Source organism: Solwaraspora sp. WMMB762, assembly GCF_049179115.1.
GTDB lineage: Bacteria > Actinomycetota > Actinomycetes > Mycobacteriales > Micromonosporaceae > Micromonospora_E.
Genome location: NZ_JBMHMD010000001.1, coordinates 4722922 through 4742467 on the forward strand (window position 1 = coordinate 4722922; position 19546 = coordinate 4742467).

13 protein-coding genes are annotated in these 19546 nt (G+C 68.3%); 6 read left to right on the forward strand and 7 right to left on the reverse strand.

The annotated features are described in order from the left end of the window. The first annotated feature begins 218 nt into the window (after positions 1-218). Positions 219-1388 (forward strand): glycosyltransferase family 2 protein, encoded by a 1170-nt coding sequence (locus tag ACN27J_RS21055; protein WP_421368769.1) that lies wholly within the window; start codon positions 219-221, stop codon positions 1386-1388. After that, positions 1385-3403: a glycosyltransferase gene (locus ACN27J_RS21060; RefSeq protein ID WP_421368770.1), complete on the forward strand. Its 2019-nt coding sequence runs from the start codon at positions 1385-1387 to the stop codon at positions 3401-3403. Before ACN27J_RS21055 ends, ACN27J_RS21060 begins: the two co-directional genes overlap by 4 nt. On the opposite strand, the gene ACN27J_RS21065 is transcribed toward ACN27J_RS21060, so the two are convergent. From ACN27J_RS21065 to ACN27J_RS21080, 4 genes are all read right to left on the reverse strand, one after another. Continuing rightward, a complete protein-coding gene (locus ACN27J_RS21065; protein WP_421368772.1) occupies positions 3327-4058 on the reverse strand; it encodes a DUF5825 family protein in 732 nt (243 codons plus the stop codon). The genes ACN27J_RS21060 and ACN27J_RS21065 overlap by 77 nt on opposite strands. A 13-nt stretch (positions 4059-4071) precedes the next feature. Then, on the reverse strand, positions 4072-6024 hold the full coding sequence (locus ACN27J_RS21070) for a RiPP maturation radical SAM C-methyltransferase (protein WP_421368775.1): 1953 nt from the start codon (positions 6022-6024) through the stop codon (positions 4072-4074). Between the two features lie 325 nt (positions 6025-6349). Beyond that, entirely contained in the window at positions 6350-8176 is a 1827-nt protein-coding gene (locus ACN27J_RS21075) for a S9 family peptidase (RefSeq protein ID WP_421368777.1), read from the reverse strand. Further along, a complete protein-coding gene (locus tag ACN27J_RS21080; RefSeq protein WP_421368779.1) occupies positions 8173-9492 on the reverse strand; it encodes an MFS transporter in 1320 nt (439 codons plus the stop codon). Before ACN27J_RS21080 ends, ACN27J_RS21075 begins: the two co-directional genes overlap by 4 nt. A 357-nt stretch (positions 9493-9849) precedes the next feature. On the opposite strand from ACN27J_RS21080, the gene ACN27J_RS21085 reads away from it, so the two are divergent. Beyond that, entirely contained in the window at positions 9850-10716 is an 867-nt protein-coding gene (locus ACN27J_RS21085; protein WP_421362034.1) for a transposase family protein, read from the forward strand. A gap of 237 nt (positions 10717-10953) precedes the next feature. Here ACN27J_RS21085 and ACN27J_RS21090 read toward each other — a convergent pair whose 3' ends face one another. From ACN27J_RS21090 to ACN27J_RS21100, 3 genes are read right to left on the reverse strand one after another with little or no spacing between them, the layout of a single operon-like run. Continuing rightward, on the reverse strand, positions 10954-11448 hold the full coding sequence (locus ACN27J_RS21090) for a hypothetical protein (RefSeq protein WP_421368782.1): 495 nt from the start codon (positions 11446-11448) through the stop codon (positions 10954-10956). Further along, positions 11445-12641: an McrC family protein gene (locus tag ACN27J_RS21095; RefSeq protein ID WP_421368784.1), complete on the reverse strand. Its 1197-nt coding sequence runs from the start codon at positions 12639-12641 to the stop codon at positions 11445-11447. Before ACN27J_RS21095 ends, ACN27J_RS21090 begins: the two co-directional genes overlap by 4 nt. A 5-nt stretch (positions 12642-12646) precedes the next feature. Further along, positions 12647-14794 carry an AAA family ATPase gene (locus tag ACN27J_RS21100; protein WP_421368786.1) on the reverse strand — a complete coding sequence of 716 codons (2148 nt, stop codon included), beginning with the start codon at positions 14792-14794 and terminating at the stop codon, positions 12647-12649. A gap of 257 nt (positions 14795-15051) precedes the next feature. On the opposite strand from ACN27J_RS21100, the gene tnpC reads away from it, so the two are divergent. The 3 genes from tnpC to ACN27J_RS21115 all read left to right on the forward strand — a co-directional run bounded on the left by tnpC (position 15052) and on the right by ACN27J_RS21115 (position 19263). After that, positions 15052-16455 carry an IS66 family transposase gene (gene tnpC, locus ACN27J_RS21105; RefSeq protein WP_421368788.1) on the forward strand — a complete coding sequence of 468 codons (1404 nt, stop codon included), beginning with the start codon at positions 15052-15054 and terminating at the stop codon, positions 16453-16455. 694 nt (positions 16456-17149) lie between these two features. Next, the gene (locus ACN27J_RS21110) at positions 17150-17920 is read left to right on the forward strand and encodes a class I SAM-dependent methyltransferase (protein ID WP_421368790.1); all 771 of its coding nucleotides are present in this window, start codon (positions 17150-17152) and stop codon (positions 17918-17920) included. 38 nt (positions 17921-17958) lie between these two features. Further along, positions 17959-19263: a prenyltransferase/squalene oxidase repeat-containing protein gene (locus tag ACN27J_RS21115; RefSeq protein ID WP_421368792.1), complete on the forward strand. Its 1305-nt coding sequence runs from the start codon at positions 17959-17961 to the stop codon at positions 19261-19263. The last annotated feature ends 283 nt before the right edge of the window (positions 19264-19546 follow it).

The window sequence follows — 19546 nt, forward strand, 5'->3', positions numbered from 1 at the left end:
GGTGTGGACCTGCCGGTGTCCGACCCCTGCTGAGATAGACGTCGCATGGGCGACGATCGGTGACATGGGCGGAAAGTCCCGGACGTTCGCCAACTGGTCACCAACTGTTAGCCTTTCGACAGGGCCCCCTTCCCCTACCCGACGGACGATGTCGGACCGACGGTTGACCCCCGCCGCCGGACCGACGCACCGACGTACGTGGAAGGCGCGCTGCACCGATGGCACTGCTGAGCTTGATCATCCCGGTGTTCCGGGTCGAGAAGTACCTGGCAGCGTGCCTCGACTCGGTCCTGGCGCAGCGTCGGGCGGACGTGGAGATCGTGGCGGTGGACGACGCCTCCGACGACGGGTCCAGCGCCATTCTGGCCAGCTACGCACAGCGACACCCCGAGATCACCGTGGTCACCCTGGACCGCAACAGCGGGCTGGGCGCCGCCCGCAACGCGGGTATCGCCCACGCCAGCGGTCGCTACGTATGGTGTGTGGACAGCGACGACTGGTTGCCGGACGGCTCGCTGGACGCGGTCGCAGACCGGCTCGACCACACCGACCCGGACATCTTGATCACCGGGTACTCCCGGGTCCATCCCGACGGCCGGGCCGAGGAACATCCGGTCACCGGCATCGCCCCGGGCCGCCAACTTCCGGAGGTCTTCCGCTTCGCCGACGAGCCGGGGCTGCTCGACGTGCTGTGGATCGCCTGCAACAAGGTCATCAAGCGGGACCGGTTGATCGACACCGGGATCACCTTCCAGTCCGGCTGGTACGAAGACGTCTCGTTCGTGATCCCGCTGCTGGTCGCCATGGACCGGATCGCCGTGCTGGATCGCGACTGCTACGCGTACCGGCAGCATGACGACGGCGCGATCACCCGGACGGTGAGCGACCGGCACTTCGAGGTCTTCGACCAGTGGCAGCGGGTCTTCACCTACCTCGACGCCCACCCGGACCGGGCCGCCGCCCTGCGCCCGCTGATCTTCGGTCGGATGATCTGGCACTGCCTGCAGGTACTCGGGCACCCGCACCGGGTCCCCAGGTCCCACCGGCGGCGCTACTTCCGGCGCACCTGCGAGCTCTACCGCCGGCATCGGCCGGCCGGCGGGTACCCGGTGCCGGGCAACGGCAACGAGACGGTCAAGCACCGCCTCGTCGCGGCGAACGCCTATTCTCTCTATCAGACGCTGATGGCCGTCTGGTCACTGCGCAAACGGGTGCCCGGCCGGGCCGACCGGACCAGTCAGGCCAGCAGAGCCGGTGAAGCTGCTGGAGCCGGTGGGCAGCCGACCACAGCCGGTCGGACACCGCCGCCAGCGGCGGCGCGGCCCGGCACCGTACCCGCCCGAGGTGGTGCGGTCGACGACGAAGCCGAGGAGGGGGCGATCAGGTGAGGCGCGACGCCGGCTCCGACGCCTCCGCGCCGGCCGGCAGCCGGATCACCTGGCGCCTCACCGGACTACCGGCACCCCACCCCGCCGAACGGCTCGGCCGCGCGGTGGGGTTGCGGGTGCTGCGGATACCCGGCATCCGGCGCGCGTTGGTGATCGCCGGCACCGTGGACCGGCTACGCGACCTGCCCCACCACCCGTCGGCCGGTCAGCCGGTACGCGCTGCCACCGTGGTCGTCGTCTGGTGGCGGTACCCGGGGCTTGGCTGGTCCGGCAACGTCGGCACGTTGCCGCAGCTGCGTCGGCACCGGGTCGGGCTGCCCAGGCTGCGCCGGGGCGCGGCCACCGTCCGGCTGGCGCTCGCCGCCCCGGTGCCGCTGCGGTCGGCGGTACGGGCGGCGCTGCGCGCGTTGGACGGTTCTCGGCCGATGCCGTCCCCCGGCACCGCCGACGTCACCGCCGTTGGTGCCCCACCTGCGTACCTGCCGGCGGGGGCGACCGTGCTGACCGCCGGACCGCTGCCGGAGCGTGACGAGATCCGCGCCCACGACCTGGTGCTGGACGGCCGGGATGCCACCGGCCCGCAGGATCCCGGCCGGGATGCCACCGGCCCGCTGGGCGAGCGCAGCGCTGCGTACGGTGTCCGGTCGGCCGGCTCCGGGCATGCGGTCACCACGCCCGCTGGCGAGCGGCTCGTCCTGATCGACGCCGAACGGATCAACCCGCGTGGCCGGCTGGCTGCCGCGTACCGGCCGGAGGCGGCAGAAATCTCCCTGGAGTTCGCCCGCGCCGACCGGTCCGGGGCCAGGTTCCGCGGACCGACCAGCGGATCGACCCGGTACGGGTCGCTGACCGGCCCCGGGCTGGACGCGGCGGCGCTGGCCGCGCTGCGGCAGGTCCGCGCGGTGCACTGTCGGCTGGTGCCCGGTGAACATCCCGAGCAGACCGCCGGGCTGCTGGTCCAGCTCGCCGCGACCGGGGTGCTCGTGCACGCCCCGATCCTGCCGCCGGCCGTGGCCGACCTACTCGACCCGCAGCTACGCGTGCTCGTCACCGGACAGCCGCCCGGATCAGCCGGGCCGGACGGGTCGGACGGATCAGCCGGGCCGGACGGATCAGCCGGATCAGCCGGGCCGGACGGGTCGTTGGCTGTCGAGGCGCGCAGCGTACGGCAGCGCCGGGCCGCGATGCGCGGCCACGCCGCAGGGCTGCGGCTGCCCGGCCTCGCCGACGGCGGGCTGCCGGCACTCGGTCGGCCGCCATCGGTCAGCGCGATCCTGATCACCCGGCGGCCGGAGCTGGTCACCACCGCGCTGGCCGCGATCATCGCGCAGACGTATCCGGAGATGGAGATCATCCTGGGCCTGCACGGCATCGAGTTGCCGGAGTCGGCCCGCCGGGCGTTGTCCGACGCGGGCCGCCCGTTCGAGGTGCTGCACCTGCCGGAGTCGGTCGACTTCGGCGCCGGGCTCGCAGTGGCCACCCGGCGTGCCCGTGGCACCCTGATCACCAAGTTCGACGACGACGACAGCTACGGCGTCGAACACGTCTGGGACCTGGTGCTGGCCCGGCACTACTCCGGGGCCACCCTGGTCGGCAAGGGTGCCGAGTTCGTCCACCTGGACGATCAGGGCGTCACCCTCCGCCGACGGTCCGGCATCCCGGAGGCGTACGGCGGAGTGGTCGCCGGTGGCACGATGCTGCTCGCCAAGAGCGATCTGGAGGCCGTCGGCGGCTGGCGCCCCGTACCACGCTCGGTCGACCTCGGGCTGATCGAGCGGCTCCGGGCGGAAGGCGCCACCATCTACCGCACCCATCCGCTCGGCTACCTCTACCATCGGCGGCCCACCGGGCACACCTGGGATCCGGGTGAGGCGTACTTCGTGGACAGTTCGTACGCCCGCTGGACCGGCGTCCCGCCGGAGGCGATGGGCGACGAGGTCACACCACCATCGACGGCAGCGGCCAGCGGCGCAGCCGGTGCGGCAACCAGACCAGCCGGTCGCCCACCTTCGTGACCAGCCCTTCCTCGCCGAACTCGCGGGCGATGTCCAGGTCGACAGTGGTCATCTCGGCACCGTCGAGCAGCTGCTCCAGCACCGCCAGGTAGGTCGGGTCGTCGATGGTCAACAGGTTGAGCCGACCGGCCCGCCGGTCCCGGACCTGGACGAACCCGGGGCCACGCCGGTAGGTGCACTTGTCGAAGTAGAACGCGTCCCGCCAGGCGGCCGCGGCCACCGTCCCCGGGTCGGAATCAGGGTCGGCGCCGGCGGAGCCAGCGGCGTCAGCGGCGCCCGCCGCGCCGGCGATCTCGACCGTCGTCGGCGGACGCAGATGCCCGTACACCCGCCACAGGTCTCCGTCGCCGCCCGGCAGCCGTATCGACCAGTCCACCTCGATGGCGTAGCTGGTCAGCTCGCGGACCAGGACGAGCCGGCGGACCGCGTCGGCCGCCGCCACCGAGTCGGCAGCGGTGAGGTCGACGGTGCCGGGCAGTGCCACCTTGCGTACCCCCCGGTCGAGCCAGTCCGCGACGGTGTCGGCGGCGGACCCGGTGAACTCGGCCGTGCCCAGATCGATGCCGGGAATGTCGGCGACCGCCGGATCGTGGTCCCGGTGCAGCCGGACCACGACCGGCCCGGTCGGCGGCGCCTCGATGTCGGTGCTGATCAACGCGGTGCTCCTGTCAGACGGCGGTGAGCGCGGGCTCGGGCGTGGGGTGCCCGGCGGACGTGGCCGGGTCCGCCGACGCGGCTTCCGCCTGCGCGGCGGCCCGCTCCTGGTGCAGGTGGTCGATGCGGAGCAGGTCCTGGTTCATCGCCTGCGGTGCGATCTGGATGAACTGGTCGGCGTCGCTGAACAGCAGGCCGAGGTCGCTCCAGCGGGCGAGCAGCGTGGCCACCGTCTCCTCCGACGCGGAGATCCGCCGGGCCAGTGAGGCGACGCTGTGCGGCTGGTCAAGCTGCCGGAAGGCGGCGACCTCGGTCGGATCCGTCAACCGCAGCACGTGCCAGTCGAACTGCCGCCGCTCGCTGACCAGCACGATTTCGGTGCCGAGGTCGTGGTGGGTCAGCCGGCTGCGGGCGTACTCGTGCTGCCAGCCGGTGACGGCCCGGTCGAGCGTCTCGGCGAGGTCCTCGTCGATGCCCTGGGTCGGGGTGTCGAAGATGTACGCCAGGTCCATCAGCTCCGACTCGGGCAGGTCGTAGATGAGCCGGTACTGGGCGGCCGGCCGCAGGTCGGTGAAGCCGAGTTCCGGCTTGACGAAGTACGGGCTGAACCGTTCGATGGCGATCCGGGTGCTGCCGTCGGGCGGGCAGAGGTGGTGCAGGGCCGGCATCTGGTCGATGATCGACTGGTAGTCGGCGTCGGTCTCGCCGGGGAAGCCGTACAGATAGTTCCAGGCGATGGTGATGCCGCTGGTCTCCGCGTCGCGCAGCATCCGCACGTTGAGGCAGCCGGTCACCCCCTTGTCCATGATCTTCAGGACCCGGCTGTTCAGGTTCTCGATGCCCGGCTGGACGCTGACCAGGCCGGCGTCGGCCAGGGCCTGCACCTGCGGGCCGCGCATGTTCGACTTGATCTCGTACTGCAGCCGCAGGTCGTAGTCGGCTTCGGCCAGCCGGGGCAGCAGCGAGTTGACGTAGCTCATGTCGAGGATGTTGTCGACGACGAACATGTCCAGCACCTGGTGGCGCTCGACCAGCCCGATGATCTCGTCGTAGAACCGGCCGGGATGCTTGCTGCGGAACTGCATGAACGAGCCGTTGAGCCCGCAGAAGGTGCAGTGGTGCTTCTCGCCCCACCAGCAGCCGCGGGCGCCTTCCACCACCAGTCGGGGCTCGACCCAGTTGTTCGCCTTGGAGCGGGCCAGGCGCTCGAAGTAGCCGGTGTAGTCCGGGCTGACGATCTGTGCCGGTGGCAGCGGTGCGGTGCTCATCGGGTTGGCCACGTGCCGGCCGTCCGGGGTGGCCCAGCACAGGCCCTCGATGCTGGAGAAGTCGGCCTGGCTGTCCGCCGGTGCGGCCTCCAGCGCGGCGAGCAGCTGGGGGAACGCCGCCTCGCCTTCGCCGCGTACCACGAAGTCGATGAAGGAGAAGTTGCGGTGCAGCGCCGCGCCCTGCTCGCCGTCGCAGTTCGCCCCACCGAGGGCGGTACGGATCCGGGGGTCGAGTTTCTTCACCGCCCGAGCGGTCGCCAGCGCCGCGGTGTTCTGCTGGAACGTCGAGGTGAATCCGACGAGGTCGGGTGCCCGGTCGACGATTCGGGCGGCGATCTCGTCGATGAACTCCGGCGCGGACCGGTGCAGGTCCACGTTGCGGCTCAGGTCCCGCTCGGACATCTGGCCCTGTACCCGGCTGCTGAATTCACTGACCCGCCACTCAGGGTCGTCGTAGAGGGCGGAGGAGAAGACCCAGTCACCGCAGCCGGAGAAGTAGGTGAACAGCGAATAGTAGTAGTAGTCACCGAGGCCGAACTCGCGCCGATCGACCACCCAGTCGACGAAATCGAGGTTGGCGTGCATCACCTCGACCTCGGCGTCCGGCATTTTCTGGCGGACGCTGTTGGTGAGGATGCCCAGTGCCAGCGACGGGACATCGATCGATGACCACGGCATGTTGACCAGCAGGATCCGCATGTGCCCTTCCCTTCTATGCGAGCCGCGACCGACGATCCCGGTCAGCGCGGGTGTCGGAGGTGGACAGGATTCCCGGTGCGATGGTGAGGTCGGCGCCGATGGGATGGAGGCGGTCAGGCGATGCCGGCCAGGGCGCGACCCGCCCGCCTCCACCCCGTACGACCCAGATCAGAACTTGATCTTGACCGAAACCGTGACCGTGATGTTCGCGCTGCGAAGCTGGTCGCGGTTGCCGTTGATCGGGTCGTTCTCGACAACGTTCTTCCGCATGCCGTTCACCTCCTCTCCCGATCGGACCGAACCTGCCAACGTGCGGGGAATCGGGTCAGGCCACCGGTCGCGCCATGGCGAGCGCGACCGCCGTACCCTCCTCCTGCACGCCGTCGAAGTGCCGCTGCATGAACAGCAGCACGGTCTGCATCAGCGACAGATGACTGCGGGCGTCGAAGTCGTCGTGCCCGGCCCGGCGGCGGACCAGCTGATGCGGAACGCGGCGGGCGGCCAGCAGACCGGCGTACCGCTCCACCGGGGCCGGCGGGCAACGCACGTCGTCGCTGGAGACGGCGAGCAGCACCGGCGCGGTCACCTGGTCGACGTAGCTGGCCGGCGACGACCGGGCGTACGTTTCGGGAACCTGGTCCGGGGTGCCGCCGAACAGCATCACGTCGAGCGCCTGGACCGCCGGGGACGCCGCATGGAACGCGGCGGCGTAGTCGGCGATCGGGCTGATCGCCACCCCGAGACGCCACAGCCGGGGCTGCACACCGAGGGCGAGCAGGGTCAGGTAGCCACCCCACGAGGTGCCCCACAGGGCGACCCGTCCCGCCTCGATCAGCCCTTCGGTTACCAGCTGCTCGCGGACCGCCGCCAGGTCGGCGACCTGGGTCAGCCCGACGCCGGAGCTGAAGTCGTTACGCCAGGCGGAGCCGTAGCCGCTGGACCCCCGGTAGTTGACCCGCACCACCGCGCAGCCGGTGCTGGCCAGGATCTCCACCAGCGGGTCGTACGCGTCCCGCGCGTGCTGCGACGGTCCGCCGTGAACCAGGAACACGGCGGGACGGGTACGCCGGTCGTCGTTCGGTGTGGTCAGCAGCACGTGGATCGGCCCGCCCGGCCCCGGCACCCACAGCTCCTGCCGCTGGTAGTCGTCAACCGTGGCGGACGCCGCCGGATCCGGACCGGCACCACTGTCCGGCAGCCGGACGTCGCGGCCCGACCGTAGCTGCGGCGGGGTCAACGAGTCGGTCCAGATGTAGACGACGTCGCCGTCCGGCCAGACCGCCGCGTCCAGCACACTGCCCGGCGGGGTCGGCAGCACCGCGCTGGCCCGCACCGTCAGGTCGGCCTCGTGCAGGATCGTCTGGGCGTGCCGGTCCTGACGGATCAGGATCCGCCGGCCGTCCGGGTACCAGCTCGCGGTGATCTCGGTGTCGAACCAGCACCAGCTGTGCGGCTGCAGTCCGTCGGCCCGGGTCCAGGTCGCCGGGAAGTACCGGTCGTCCTGCTCCAGCACGAGCAGCAGCCGGGGTTCGCCGCCGCCGGGGGCGAAGCCGAGCGCCCAGACCCGCCGATCCGGCCGGCCGGGCACCACCCCCACGGTGGTCCCGTCGCGGCCGACGACGGTCACGGCGTCGGCCGCGGCCGGGTCGGTGCCGACCGCCGCCAGCTCACCGGTCGGGTCCAGGTCGACCAGGTACGCGTACCCGGCGGTCCGGGTGACCTCGGTGATCCGCCCGTGCGGGTCGCGCCGGTGCAGGGTCAGGCCGTCGTCGTCGGCGAGCCCGACCAGGGCGGTTCCGTCGTCGGCCATCGCGATCCCGGCGTGCCGCGCCGGCGTCACCCCGGGCAGCGCCGGAGCCGAGACCGGCGAGGTGACCTGGCCGGTGGCGCTGGTCGGGAAGTCGCGGGTACGCCAGACACCCACCCCGGCGAGGTCGTCGTCGAACCACCACACCGTCTCGCCGTCCGGGTCCAACGCGGCCCGGATCGTCCCGGTCGCCCGGTCGGTGAGCTGGGTGACCGTGTCCGTCCGGCGGTCCCAGGCCAGAATCTGGCATCGGCCGTCGGCGTCGCCGACGTAGACCACCCGGTGCGGCGCGTGCTCGGCGACCACCGGAAGCGCCGGATAGAACAGTCGGTATTCACGGCTCATCGGCGTGCCTCCTCTGCCACGGGTTCGGTCGGCGTCGCGTCGGACTCCGTCGCTGTCGCGTCGGGTTCGGTCGGCGTCGCGTCATCTGGTGGGTCTTCCGCCCCGGCGCGCAGCTGGCGCAGGTTGACGGTCGTGTAGACGGCCAGCCCGGCCAGTGCGGCGGCGAAGATCAACGCGACGGCGGTCGGGCTGTACCAGGCGACGAGCAGGCCGGCGAGCAGCGGCGCCGGGGTCTGCAGCACCTCGCCGGCGGTGCCCATCACGGTGCCGACCCGGCCCTGTAGCTCGTCCGGCGTCAACGCGATGACCCGCGACTGGAAGATGACCCCGAGCAACGGGCTGAGCAGGAAGACCAGGCCGAAGAGCAGGCCGTACGTCCAGGTCTGCCGGGCCTGCGACATGGCCGCGACCAGGGCGACCATCGCCCAGGAGGCGACGACGATGACGGTCATCGGCCGGACCCGGCTGAACACGGCGGGCGCCAACAACGCGCCGGTCAACCCGCCGACGCTGGCCACGGTCAGCACCAGGCCGATCGACGACGCGGCCGCGCCCTGCTGCCCGGCGGTCAGAATCGCGTAGTAGATGAGTGCGCCGAAGGTAAAATTGATCCCGGCAGCCCAGATGGTCACGAATCGTAGAAACGGCTGCCGCCACACGAAGCGCAGGCCGTCCCGCAGATCGGTGAGGAACGACGTGCGTTCGGCACGGTCCGGGGTGAGATCGGTGCGGATCGCGCTGACCAGGAACGCGGACACCACATATGACACAGCGTCCACCAGAAATGGCACCCACCGGCCTATCTGGTAGAGCGCGCCACCGAAAACCGGACCGACGATCTGTACGGCGTGATTGCGCGCCTCCAGCCGGGACAGCGCCTTCTTGTCGTCGGCCGGCAGCACCCGACGGATCGAGCCCGCGCCGGCCGCCTCGTAGCCGCTCTGGGCGAGCCCTTCGATGAAGGCCGCGGCAGCGAGCACCACCAGGGTCGCCGTACCGCTGGCGACCGAAACGAAAAGCACCGCCATCGTGGCGGCGGCCAGCAGCAGTGACGCCACCATCATCCGCTTGCGGGGCAACCGATCGGCCAGTACGCCGGCCGCCGGCGCGGCGACAAGTCGACCGGCCAGGGCCAGCGCGCCCACCAGACCGGCGGCGGCCGGTGAACCGGTTATCGCGAGGGTGACCAGCGGAAAGACGATGCCGGAGGTCTGCGACCCGAGTTGGTCGACGGCCCCGGCTATCCAGTACAGCCGGAAATCCCTCTTACGATTTCCATCAGTCGGCGTTGAATCAGCGGTTGAGGCAGCGGTCATCACTTCGGCCACATCGTCGACATGAACGTCCCAAGGGGTGGTTGATTGAGACTGTCTTGGCGGGCGTAACTCAGGTGAAATAAATCGACCTACCGGCCCCTGATCGGGCCACGGACAGAAGGCTAACAGCGCCCCAACCGGAGCGCAAGCATGTCAATACTTCAAGTTAGCCCAGGAGCAACCAGCGGCTCGTTCAATCCGAACTTGAGGATAATCGTCCCGCAAATGAAGCTATGCCCACATGCCGAATTATTACCGCCCTACCCGGGAGGACTTCCCAATAGGCTTCGAGCCGATTGGCACCGAGGTTCGTCGATATTACGTGGGGTGACGGCCTGTGGTGTGACCAAGGTGGGCGTGTCGTTTGTGGAAACGGCGGCCGGCGACGTCTGGATCATCTGGGTTGTGTGGACTCAAACGATCGACGGCCGGCCGCCGCGCTGTGAGCGTATGACCGGACTGGACTCCGATCAACTGGACTGGCTGTACGAGCAGGTGGACGCGCTGGTCGACTGGGACCTGCCGGTGGGGCGCCCTCGGGCGTTGCCGCTGTACACGGCGTTGGTGCTGGTGTTGTTCGGGCTGCGGCACAATCTGGCGCCGGACGTGATCGGTGAGGTTTTCGGCTGCGGTTCGACGACCGTGGAGCGGTATCAGGAGGAGCTGGAGCCGCTGGTGGACGTGGTGTTGACCCCGCTGTACGAGCAGGTCCGTGACCAGGCCCGCCGGGACGCGGTCCTGGTCGATGGTCTGGTCGCGCCGGTCGGGGAACGCGACGACGTCGACGGGCTGTTCTCCGAGAAGAAGGGCTTCTGTGGGCAGAACGTGCAGGTGGTGGCCAATCTCGCCGGGCGGGTGGTCGATGTGGGTGACCCGTGTCCGGGTGGCATGCACGACCGGAAGGCGTTCGACGTGTCCGGGATCGCCGCCGGGTGGGCCGGCCACTACGCCCCCGGCGGGCCCGGGATGATCGGTGACAAGGGGTACCAGGGTGCCGGCATCGTGAGTCCGTACAAGAAGCCTCGGGGTCGGGAGTTGACCGGGGTCCGACGCGCGTGCAACACCGCACTCAACCGGCTCCGCGCCGCCGTCGAACGCGCGATCGCCCATCTGAAGTGTTGGAAGGTTCTCAAGACCGGGTTCCGCAGATCGTTGGAACACTTTCCTGCCACATTACGTACGGTAATGAAGTTGGAGATCTTTCGCGTTTACGGATTACGTTGAGAAAGCCCGGTAATAGTTTCGGGAAGTCCTCCGGGCGTAACAACGACTCGTTGTCATCTTTGCCGTTAAGTAGGCGATGTCAGCCGCAAACCCGGCATCGGCCCTGTTGTCGCGACAAGATCGACAAGGGCGGCTGCCGGCTGACCGGCGGCGCAGCACGAACCCAGCCAGCCCGACCGGGTCGGCCAGGGCCCGCTGGCTGGCGGCCGCCCGAGAAGGCGGTGTCAGCTCGGCGGCTCAGCTCGGCGGCGTCGGGTAGGTCGACAACGCCGCCGGCCGGGCGGCCAGCATCGGCCGGAGCGCGCCGACCAGCAACCCGACGTCGGCGTCGGTGAGCCGCAGCAGCGGGCGGCGCAGGTAGATGCTCCACGCATGCGGCTTCGGGAACGCCGCCAACTGGTGCACCAGCGGCTGCAACTCCACCCCGCCCGGGTACGGCACCACCCCGTCGACGTCCAATGTGCAGCCGGAGACGAACCGCATCCCGGCGATCTCGACCGGCTCGTCGAAGGCACGGACCGCGCTGGTGGCGGTCGCCGTACCGATCACCCGGCCCCGGTCACGGGTCGGGTTGTGCCAGGCGCCCCGGGTCGCGTACAGCAGCAGCCGGTCCCCGGTGGCCAGGGCGGCCACCTCGGCCCGCGGGGTCGCCGGGAACGCCATCCGCTGCTGCTCCAGCACCCAGCGGATCGCTGCCCGCTCACCGAGGACCACCAGGTACGCCGCGTTCACGCCGCTGACTCTATCGACCCGCGTCCCGGGCGTCGGCCCAGCGTCATCCCGGCGCCGACCCGCCGTACCTGCTCCAGCAGGTCGCCAGTGGACCCGTCCAGGTCGATCCGGTGGCAGACAATCCGGATCCCGGTCCGGCGGACCACGTGCGCGGTCGGACCGCCCTCCCCGGCGTAGATGAGATGACCACTGTCCAGACCGTACGCGACGCAGTAGGCCAGCATCTGATACAAGTCGTCGACGGGCGTCCGGGTCTTGTACTTGGTGTCGGCCACCGCAGCCACCCGGCCCTCGTCCCACCAGGTCAGATCGGGGCGAATGTCGATCAGGCCGGCCTCGTCGAGGTGATCGGTCGTCTGGGTGCGCAGCTGGCCGGCGGGCAGCACGGCCCGCAGCGCGGCGGCGACGAACGACTCGAAGACCCGCGCCATGTCGAGCAGCAGGCCGTTCGCGACCCGGTCACCGGCGCGGGCGTCGAGCGACGATCCGGCGAGGACCAGCTCGGCCAGCCACAGGGCGGTGTGCAGCTGGGCGTTGCTGCGGCCCGGTCGCCAGATCGGCACCGGAGCGCCGGGACGCAGCCGGGCGACACCGGGGAACCGCTCAGCCAGCTGGCCGAGCCGGCGACGTACCGACGGCACCAGCCCGGGAACGCGCAGCATCCGTTCGACCGCGCTGACCAGGATGCGGTTCTCCGGCGTGTCGGCGGTGAACTCGTCGTAGCGGACTTCCAGCGGCAGCGGCTGGCCGAGCCGACGGGTCAACTGCCGGGCCGGCATCATCCGCCCGCGCAGAACCGTCGATGCGACGTCGACCTCCTGGTAGCCGTGCCGCAGCCCGCCCCGGATCGCCCGGTCGACCTGCCGGCACAGCGCCTCGGCGAGCGCCGGAGCCAGCTCGTCGGTGGCCCCCAACGGCAGGCTCACCGACTGCCACCCATGCGGGTCCCGCGCGTAGCCGAGCAGGAACAACAGCCGCGCCACCGGCACCTTCGGGGCGACGTACACGTCGAGGTCGCCGATCCGGGCAGCGCCGACGAGCCGGGTCGCGCGCAGCAGCCAACGCCCGGCCGACGGGCCCGGACGTACCTCGACGACCGGTTGCCGGCCCGCGCGGGCCGCCGCCAGCTGCCGGGCCTGCTCGCCGGTCAGTGCCACGTCCAGCGCCGGTCCGGCCTCCCGCAACTGGATCACCCGGATCACGGTCGGGGCTGCCGATCAGCCAGGGCGGTACGCAGCGCGTCGAGCCCGTACCGGCCGGGTACGTCCAGGTCGTCGGCGTAGTGGTGGTCGGCGAGCAGCGGCAGGATGTCATGGCGCCAGACCCGGTCGAGCCCGTCCGGGTCGCGGTGGTCGGCCTCCTCCAGCAGGTACGTCGGCCCGACGGCGTAGTCGGCGTCGGCGAGCCGGGCGTTGAGCGCGTCGAGCAGGTCGGCGGCCTCGGTGGGCAGGTCGCGGGCGGTGAGCCAGCGACGCAGCAGCCCGGCGACCGGCGACCGGTCCGGGTGCATCTCGACGAACGCGAAGCGGCGGCGCATCGCGGCGTCGATCTGGGCGATCGACCGGTCGGCGGTGTTCATCGTGCCGATCAGGTAGAGGTTGGCCGGCAGGGTGAAATCCTTCGCCGAGTACTGCAGCGCGATCGGCTGGTCACGGTATTCGAGCAGGAAGTACAGCTCACCGAAGACCTTCGCCAGGTTCCCCCGGTTGATCTCGTCGATGATCAGCACGTACGCCGTGGACGGGTGTTCCCTGGCGGCGTCGGCGAGCCGGCGCAGCGGCCCAGAGGTGAGTTTGAACCGCAGGGTGCCGTCGTCGCCGGCCTCGGGCCGGAATCCTTCGAAGAAGTCCTCGTAGGTGTACGACGGGTGAAACTGGATCAGCCGTACCGCGTGGGGTTCGGTGAGCCGGGCGGCGAGGGCGCGGGCGACGTACGTCTTGCCGGTCCCGGGCGGGCCGTACAGGATGATCTGCCGCCGCCTGGCCAGCAGCTCCCGCAGCTCCCGCAGCCAGTCGAGGTCGAGCAGCAGCGAGTCGGCCAGGTCGGCGGGGACGTCACCGAGTCGCGCTTCGGCCGCCGGCGGCGGGGTCGGGGTCGCCATCGCGACCGGTGTCGGCGTCGCGGGGGTGGCCGGTGCCGCAGTCGGTGCCGGTTCGCGCAACAACGGCGCGGCGAGGTGTTCCAGCGCGGCCAGCCCGTCGGTCAGGTCGACCACGTCGTCCTGGCTCTGCAACAGGTTGGACAGGGCGGCGGGCAGCGCCGACAGGTCCACCGGCGGGTCGAGCTCCAGCCAGCGCACCGGCCGGCGCAGGTGGGACGGCAGTTCTCCGGTGGTGGTAAAGGTGGGCGGGCCGGTGACCAACCCGAGGTGCACGTCGCCGTGGTGTGCGGTCGCCACGAAGTCCCCGTCGCGCATCAACCGCAGGAAGGCGTTGAACTCGCCGGTCAGCTTCTCCCGTACCGAGTAGCTCTTGTGCCGGTAGGCGTCGGCGACGGCCTGGGTCAGCTGCTGCTCGTCGATGCCGGGGCCGAGTTGCGGCAGTTGGGAGGCGGCCAGCGACACCCAGCCTTCGGCGAGCCACTGCGGCACCAGGTCGACGCCGTCGACGTTGCTGCCCCGGACCAGCCAGGCCCGCCGCGCGACGGGTTCAGCCGCGAGAGTGGCGGTTTCGGCGAGTCGCTCGGCGAGAAAGTCGGCGGTGATCCGTTGTTCGGCGTTCGCCCGGCCGTCGACGAACTCGACACCTTCCTCGCTGAGCCGGGCCGCCAGGTCGCTACCGCGTAGCCGGGCATGCTGGTGCTTGGCGTCGGGGACCCGCCCGGAAGCGTCAAGTACGCGGTGCGCGTTGTCGACATAGGTGTCGGCCAGTAGGTGGGCGATGTCCTCTGGCGTGCCGTCGACCAGCTCGGCCAGATCGTCGTACGCCGTCCAGGAGCCGGCCGGTACAAGCTCCAGGGTGCTGGTGATCTTCTCGAGCCGGTCGTCGTACTGCCGGCGAATCCGTTTGCGGTCGCGAAAGATCTCCCGGTAGCGCCGGGTGATCTCGGCGTAGAGAGAGTCCGCGTCGGGGTACGTTTCGAGCGCATCCCGGCCGTCGTCGGTGATCCACCACAGCGCGTCCCGCTTGATCAACCAACCGATGGTGGCGGCGTCGCCTGCGTGAAAGCGGGCCGCGACCACCCAGGCCGGCGCACCGTTACGGTGGGGGCGAAGCTCAGCCTCGTTCAGCTCGATCCGGTCGGCCACCTGGTGCAGCACCTTCTGGCCATGCAGCCGCTGCCCGCTGTCGCGAAGAACTTCCAGGCAGGTACGCACCAGCAGGCCGTACCTCACACCGTCAGCCACAGACGTCACCTCTCGGTCGACTTCGCAAGCAGCGTAGGGCGCGCAGTTCGGCAGCCAACTCGGGGCCCACCTAGCCACGAGTGGATCGTGCTCTCGTCTGTGCGAGCATGCAGACCTGCCCACGGAGGTCCTCATTGACATGAATCAGCCGGTTGGAGGACTGCACCAATGGGAAATTGATGTTACTTTCGGGTGACTGGATAGGTTCCTGATCCCGGTGATGCTGTCTGCTGTGGAGGCTGGTAGGTTGACCAGCCATGCCCGCCGATCCGCCGCCGTCGTATGACGAGTTGTTGGCGTTGAACGCCGGGCTGGCCGCACGGCTGGAGCAGGCGCTGACGCGGATCGCTGAGCTTGAGGCCCGGTTGAAGCAGTCGTCGAGCAACTCGTCGAAACCGCCGTCGAGCGACGGGCTGGCTAAACCGGCGCCGAAGTCGCTGCGGGGCCGTTCGGGTCGCCGGCCGGGCCGCCCGGCCGGGGGCGAGGGCACCACCCTGTCCCAGGTAGCGGATCCGGACGTGGTCGTCCGGCACGTGCCGGACATCTGTGGCGGCTGCGGTGACGGCCTGACCGACCCGGCCGAGGTGACGGTCACCCGCCGGCAGGTGTTCGACATCCCCCAGCCCCGGGTCGTGGTGACCGAGCACCAGATCGTCACCGTCGCCTGCCCGTGCGGGCACCACACCACCGCCGCGACACCGGCGGGGTCCACCGCGCCCGCCGTCTACGGACCACGGATCGCCGCGATCGGCGTCTACCTGCTGCACGGACAGTTCCTGTCCATCGGCCGCACCGCCGACGCGATCCGTGACCTGTTCGGCCTGCCCGTCGCGGCGGCCACCATCACCGCCTGGGTCACCCGCACCGCCCTCGGCGTCATCGACACGGTGCTCCCCGTGATCCGTGACCGCGTCCGCCACGCCCCGGTCGCGCACTTCGACGAGACCGGCATACGCGTCGACGGCCGCCTCGCCTGGCTGCACTCCGCCTCCACACCCACCGACGTGCTCCTCACCGCGCACCGCCGGCGCGGCACCGCCGGAATGGACGACGCCGGCGTGCTACCCGGATACACCGGCGTCGCCGTGCACGACGCGTGGGCCCCGTACGACACCTACACCGACGCGGTCCACGCCCTGTGCAACGCCCACGTGCTGCGGGAACTGGTCTACGTGGTCGACACCGCCACCGGGCAGGTCGCCGACCTCGCCGGCCAGGCCATCGACGCCCTGCGGCACCTGAACCGCCTGACGGTCACGGCCCGCGCCGACGGCTGCGAACCCGACCCGGCCGACCTCGCCGAACAGACCCACCTGCTGCGCTCGGCCGTCGTGCTCGGCGCCGCAGCCACCGCCGCCCGAACCGACAAACTGCACCGCAAGTACCACGCCCTGTTCGTGCGGCTACGGGACCGACGTGCCGACTACCTGCGGTTCCTCACCGACCCGGCCGTGCCGTTCGACAACAACCCGGCCGAGCGGACCATCCGCATGCCGAAACTCCGGATCAAGGTCTCCGGCAGCATGCGCACCATGACCGGAGCCGAACACTTCGCCGCGATCCGCAGCTACACCGCCACCGCCACCCGACACGGCATCAACATGCTCGACGCACTCACCCGAGCCGCCGCCGGCAGCCCCTGGATCCCCACAACCGCCTAACCCACCTCGCGCGCTTGCGGTATTCCAAGGTCCCACGCACCTATCCAGTCACACTTTCGGTTACCGTACGGCTTCAGAAGGAGACCTGTCGCCATGCTTGCCGCCGCCGAGGGTAGCCGGGACGCTTGCCTGTTCTGTCGGATCAATGAAGACTCAGAATTCGATCTTCCCTGGTACGACCGACCTTTGCTGAGAGAACCGGGTGTCGGAGCCGCAGTCTGCGCAGTCGGTGCCTTCGTCCCCGGATACGTCCTCGTCGCACCCGCGCAGCACCACAACTCAGTATGGGGCATGCCCCTGGACCTGGCCGAAGGCTTCCTCGCGTTCGTCAGGCGAGCATTGGAAATGATCGAGGACGCCTACGGACCGGCAACCGCATTCGAACACGGGTCATGCCGCGATGCCGAACGCCGCAGGTCCGCATGCATAACACATTCTCACATTCACATCATTCCAGGCACTTACTCGTTGAATCTCTTGAAACTGGATGTCGACTTCGTAGGATCCCTGTCCCGCGTCGATGACATCCCGGCGTCATTGAGGAGAGACGGATACCTGATGTACCGGGAGTCCGGCAAGAGTGCACATTACGCACGCGACGTTGGAGTCTCCCAGTTTTTTAGAAGGCACATCGCCAAAGTCATTGGGCGCCCAGACGAATGGGACTACGCCCTCTACCCACAGTGGGAGAATATTGAACAGACACAAGAACGACTGCGAGGATACCCGAGCCACCCTCAGCCAAGGCAACCACAACTTCTATCAGACGGTCGAGAAGATGCCTAGTACAAAAGATCAGAAGCTTCCGGATCAACTGAATTTTTGGGATGGCTGGCACCGCAGGCGTGGGGCCACGGGCAAGGACTCGATACACCGAAAAGTTCGCAACACGTTCCTTCGGAAGCTACCAGACACCAATAAGAACCCCGATGTACTCGATCTCGGATGCGGGCAAGGACACGACCTTCGCGCAATGGCGCTAGCCGGATGCAACGTGTGGGGCATAGATTTTTCGGCGGTTGCCATTGAACAGGCACACACAATTGTCCCACACCGAACAAGGATGCTAAGGAAGGTAAAGAGCAGCCTCCAAGTATGGGACATATCGGAGCTGCTGCCATTCGGTGACGAATCATTCGACGGAGTATTTTCCCATCTCGCACTACACTACTTTAGAGACAATGCGACACGCCGAATTTTTTCCGAAATTCATCGAGTGCTCAAGCCACAGGGCGTTTTGGTCTTCTGTGTAAAATCGACGGAAGATCCTTACTACGGCGATGGCGAAAAGCTCGGCGAGCACATCTTCAATCGATGCGGACATATACGGCACTTTTTCGATGAAGGATATGTCAAGGACCTCCTCCACGACTGGCAGATTGAAACGATTGAAACACACTTTGGTAAGTACGCGTCCACCAAGGAGAGCGCCTTCATCAGCGCAGTCGCATACAAGGAAGTCTAGCCGCCGTATATCATCGGCGTTCACCCCCCGGGATGGCCGTGGAAAAAATCGATCGCAGGAATATTGACTCCCGGGTCGGGAAGTCACTGGACCTGCTGCGCCGCACGTACCACGGTGTCGAGAAGACACAGGGCGGCTGGTACCACCTATTGGATATCCCCACCCCTGGCCCGTCCGCAACAATAACCGCGTTGAGCAGTTTTCTCCTACACGAATCGAAATTTGAGCACCAAGACCACTGTCTCCAATTTCTCAGCCACCGTCAGATCTCCTCCGAGGACCCCTTGCTCGACGGCGGGTGGGCAACCAATACCAGTTTCGGTCAACCGGTGACAGAGGCAACCGCAATGATCTGTCATCTCATGCAGAAAACAGGTCTCGCGTTCGCGACCAATGCACCAGATATTCGACGCGCCGCATTTTGGCTAATCCACAACCAGAACGATGATGGCGGCTGGGGCGCGTTCAAGGGTCAAGCGTCGCGAGTGTGGCTTACGGCCATGGCGGTCCGCGCCCTGGGAGTGCTCGATCGGACCGCTCCGGCGCTCCGTGCAGCCGCAGACTGGCTGATAGGGGCTCGGGACAGCAAGGCTCGTGGCTGGGGCGAACGTAGCGGCCAAGCTCCCACCGTGACGCACACCGCGATCGTCCTGGTGGCGCTCGTTGAAAGCAATATTCATCGAAACGACAAGGTCTTGTCCGACGCCGTAGAAAATGCATACCGATGGCTAAACGAATCGGCGGATACGAGCACCATCTATGACGACGACGCACGCCTAGAGAACTACAACATCACGCGGATGGGTCCCGACGGAACCAACCAAACCTGGCAGAACTCAATCTGGCACCACGGTCTACCCTACGTACTAAGTGCACTTGTTCGGCAGCCAAACTCTACGAACTACAGCTTGACAGCAAGAGCGGCTATAACGATCCTAGAGAGCCAGGACGACGATGGAAAGTGGCCCGGCGTCGACGGCTCCACCGCGCTTTCGATGTGGACCGTTTGGCCATTTCTTGAAGCACTGTCGGATTTCAAGGATGCCATCCTCCGAAATTGCGACAGCATAACTGCCCTCTCGCCCGGTACAGCTGTCATGAGGGGAGGCTCAGACTCCTCAGTCCCACTGCAACTGATAATTCTATCGAGGCTTTTCCGCTCTACCCTCTCAACCCTGCGACGAAATTGGGCGCCAGCCGTTCTACTTTTGACCATCGCCCTGGGTTCCACCGTAGTAGCAACCGAGACACTTCCCGCCAAGGACGTCGCTCTTGGCGTCGGTGTCCCAGTCAGCCTGCTTCTCCTTCAGATTGCCATGACCCGCGGAAGGTCAGGTCGCTAGAATCTCCGACACAATATCTATTGCGGCCTGCCGCCCCGTAACGATATAGGAGGCATGATAGCGAAGCCACGGTCGCGCCTCATGTCCGGTATCACCAACGATCACGACAACGGGTATTTTCCACATATAGGAATAGACCAACTCACAGATGCAGCCGATGTAGCTCCTGCCAGATATCGAGAAGTCCATCAGAACGACATCCGACTTCGCCGACCAGGGCACCTTCAGCAAGTACTGTCGCACGGTCCAGGCCGTCGATCGCCCGCGCGTAGTAGATGAGCGG

Coding starts and splice junctions, on each gene's coding strand:
- ACN27J_RS21055 (WP_421368769.1), top strand. CDS start 219: ATGGCACTGCTGAGCTTGATCATCCCGGTGTTCCGGGTCGAGAAGTAC.
- ACN27J_RS21070 (WP_421368775.1), bottom strand. CDS start 6,024: ATGCGGATCCTGCTGGTCAACATGCCGTGGTCATCGATCGATGTCCCG.
- ACN27J_RS21075 (WP_421368777.1), bottom strand. CDS start 8,176: ATGAGCCGTGAATACCGACTGTTCTATCCGGCGCTTCCGGTGGTCGCC.
- ACN27J_RS21080 (WP_421368779.1), bottom strand. CDS start 9,492: ATGACCGCTGCCTCAACCGCTGATTCAACGCCGACTGATGGAAATCGT.
- tnpC (WP_421368788.1), top strand. CDS start 15,052: ATGCCCGCCGATCCGCCGCCGTCGTATGACGAGTTGTTGGCGTTGAAC.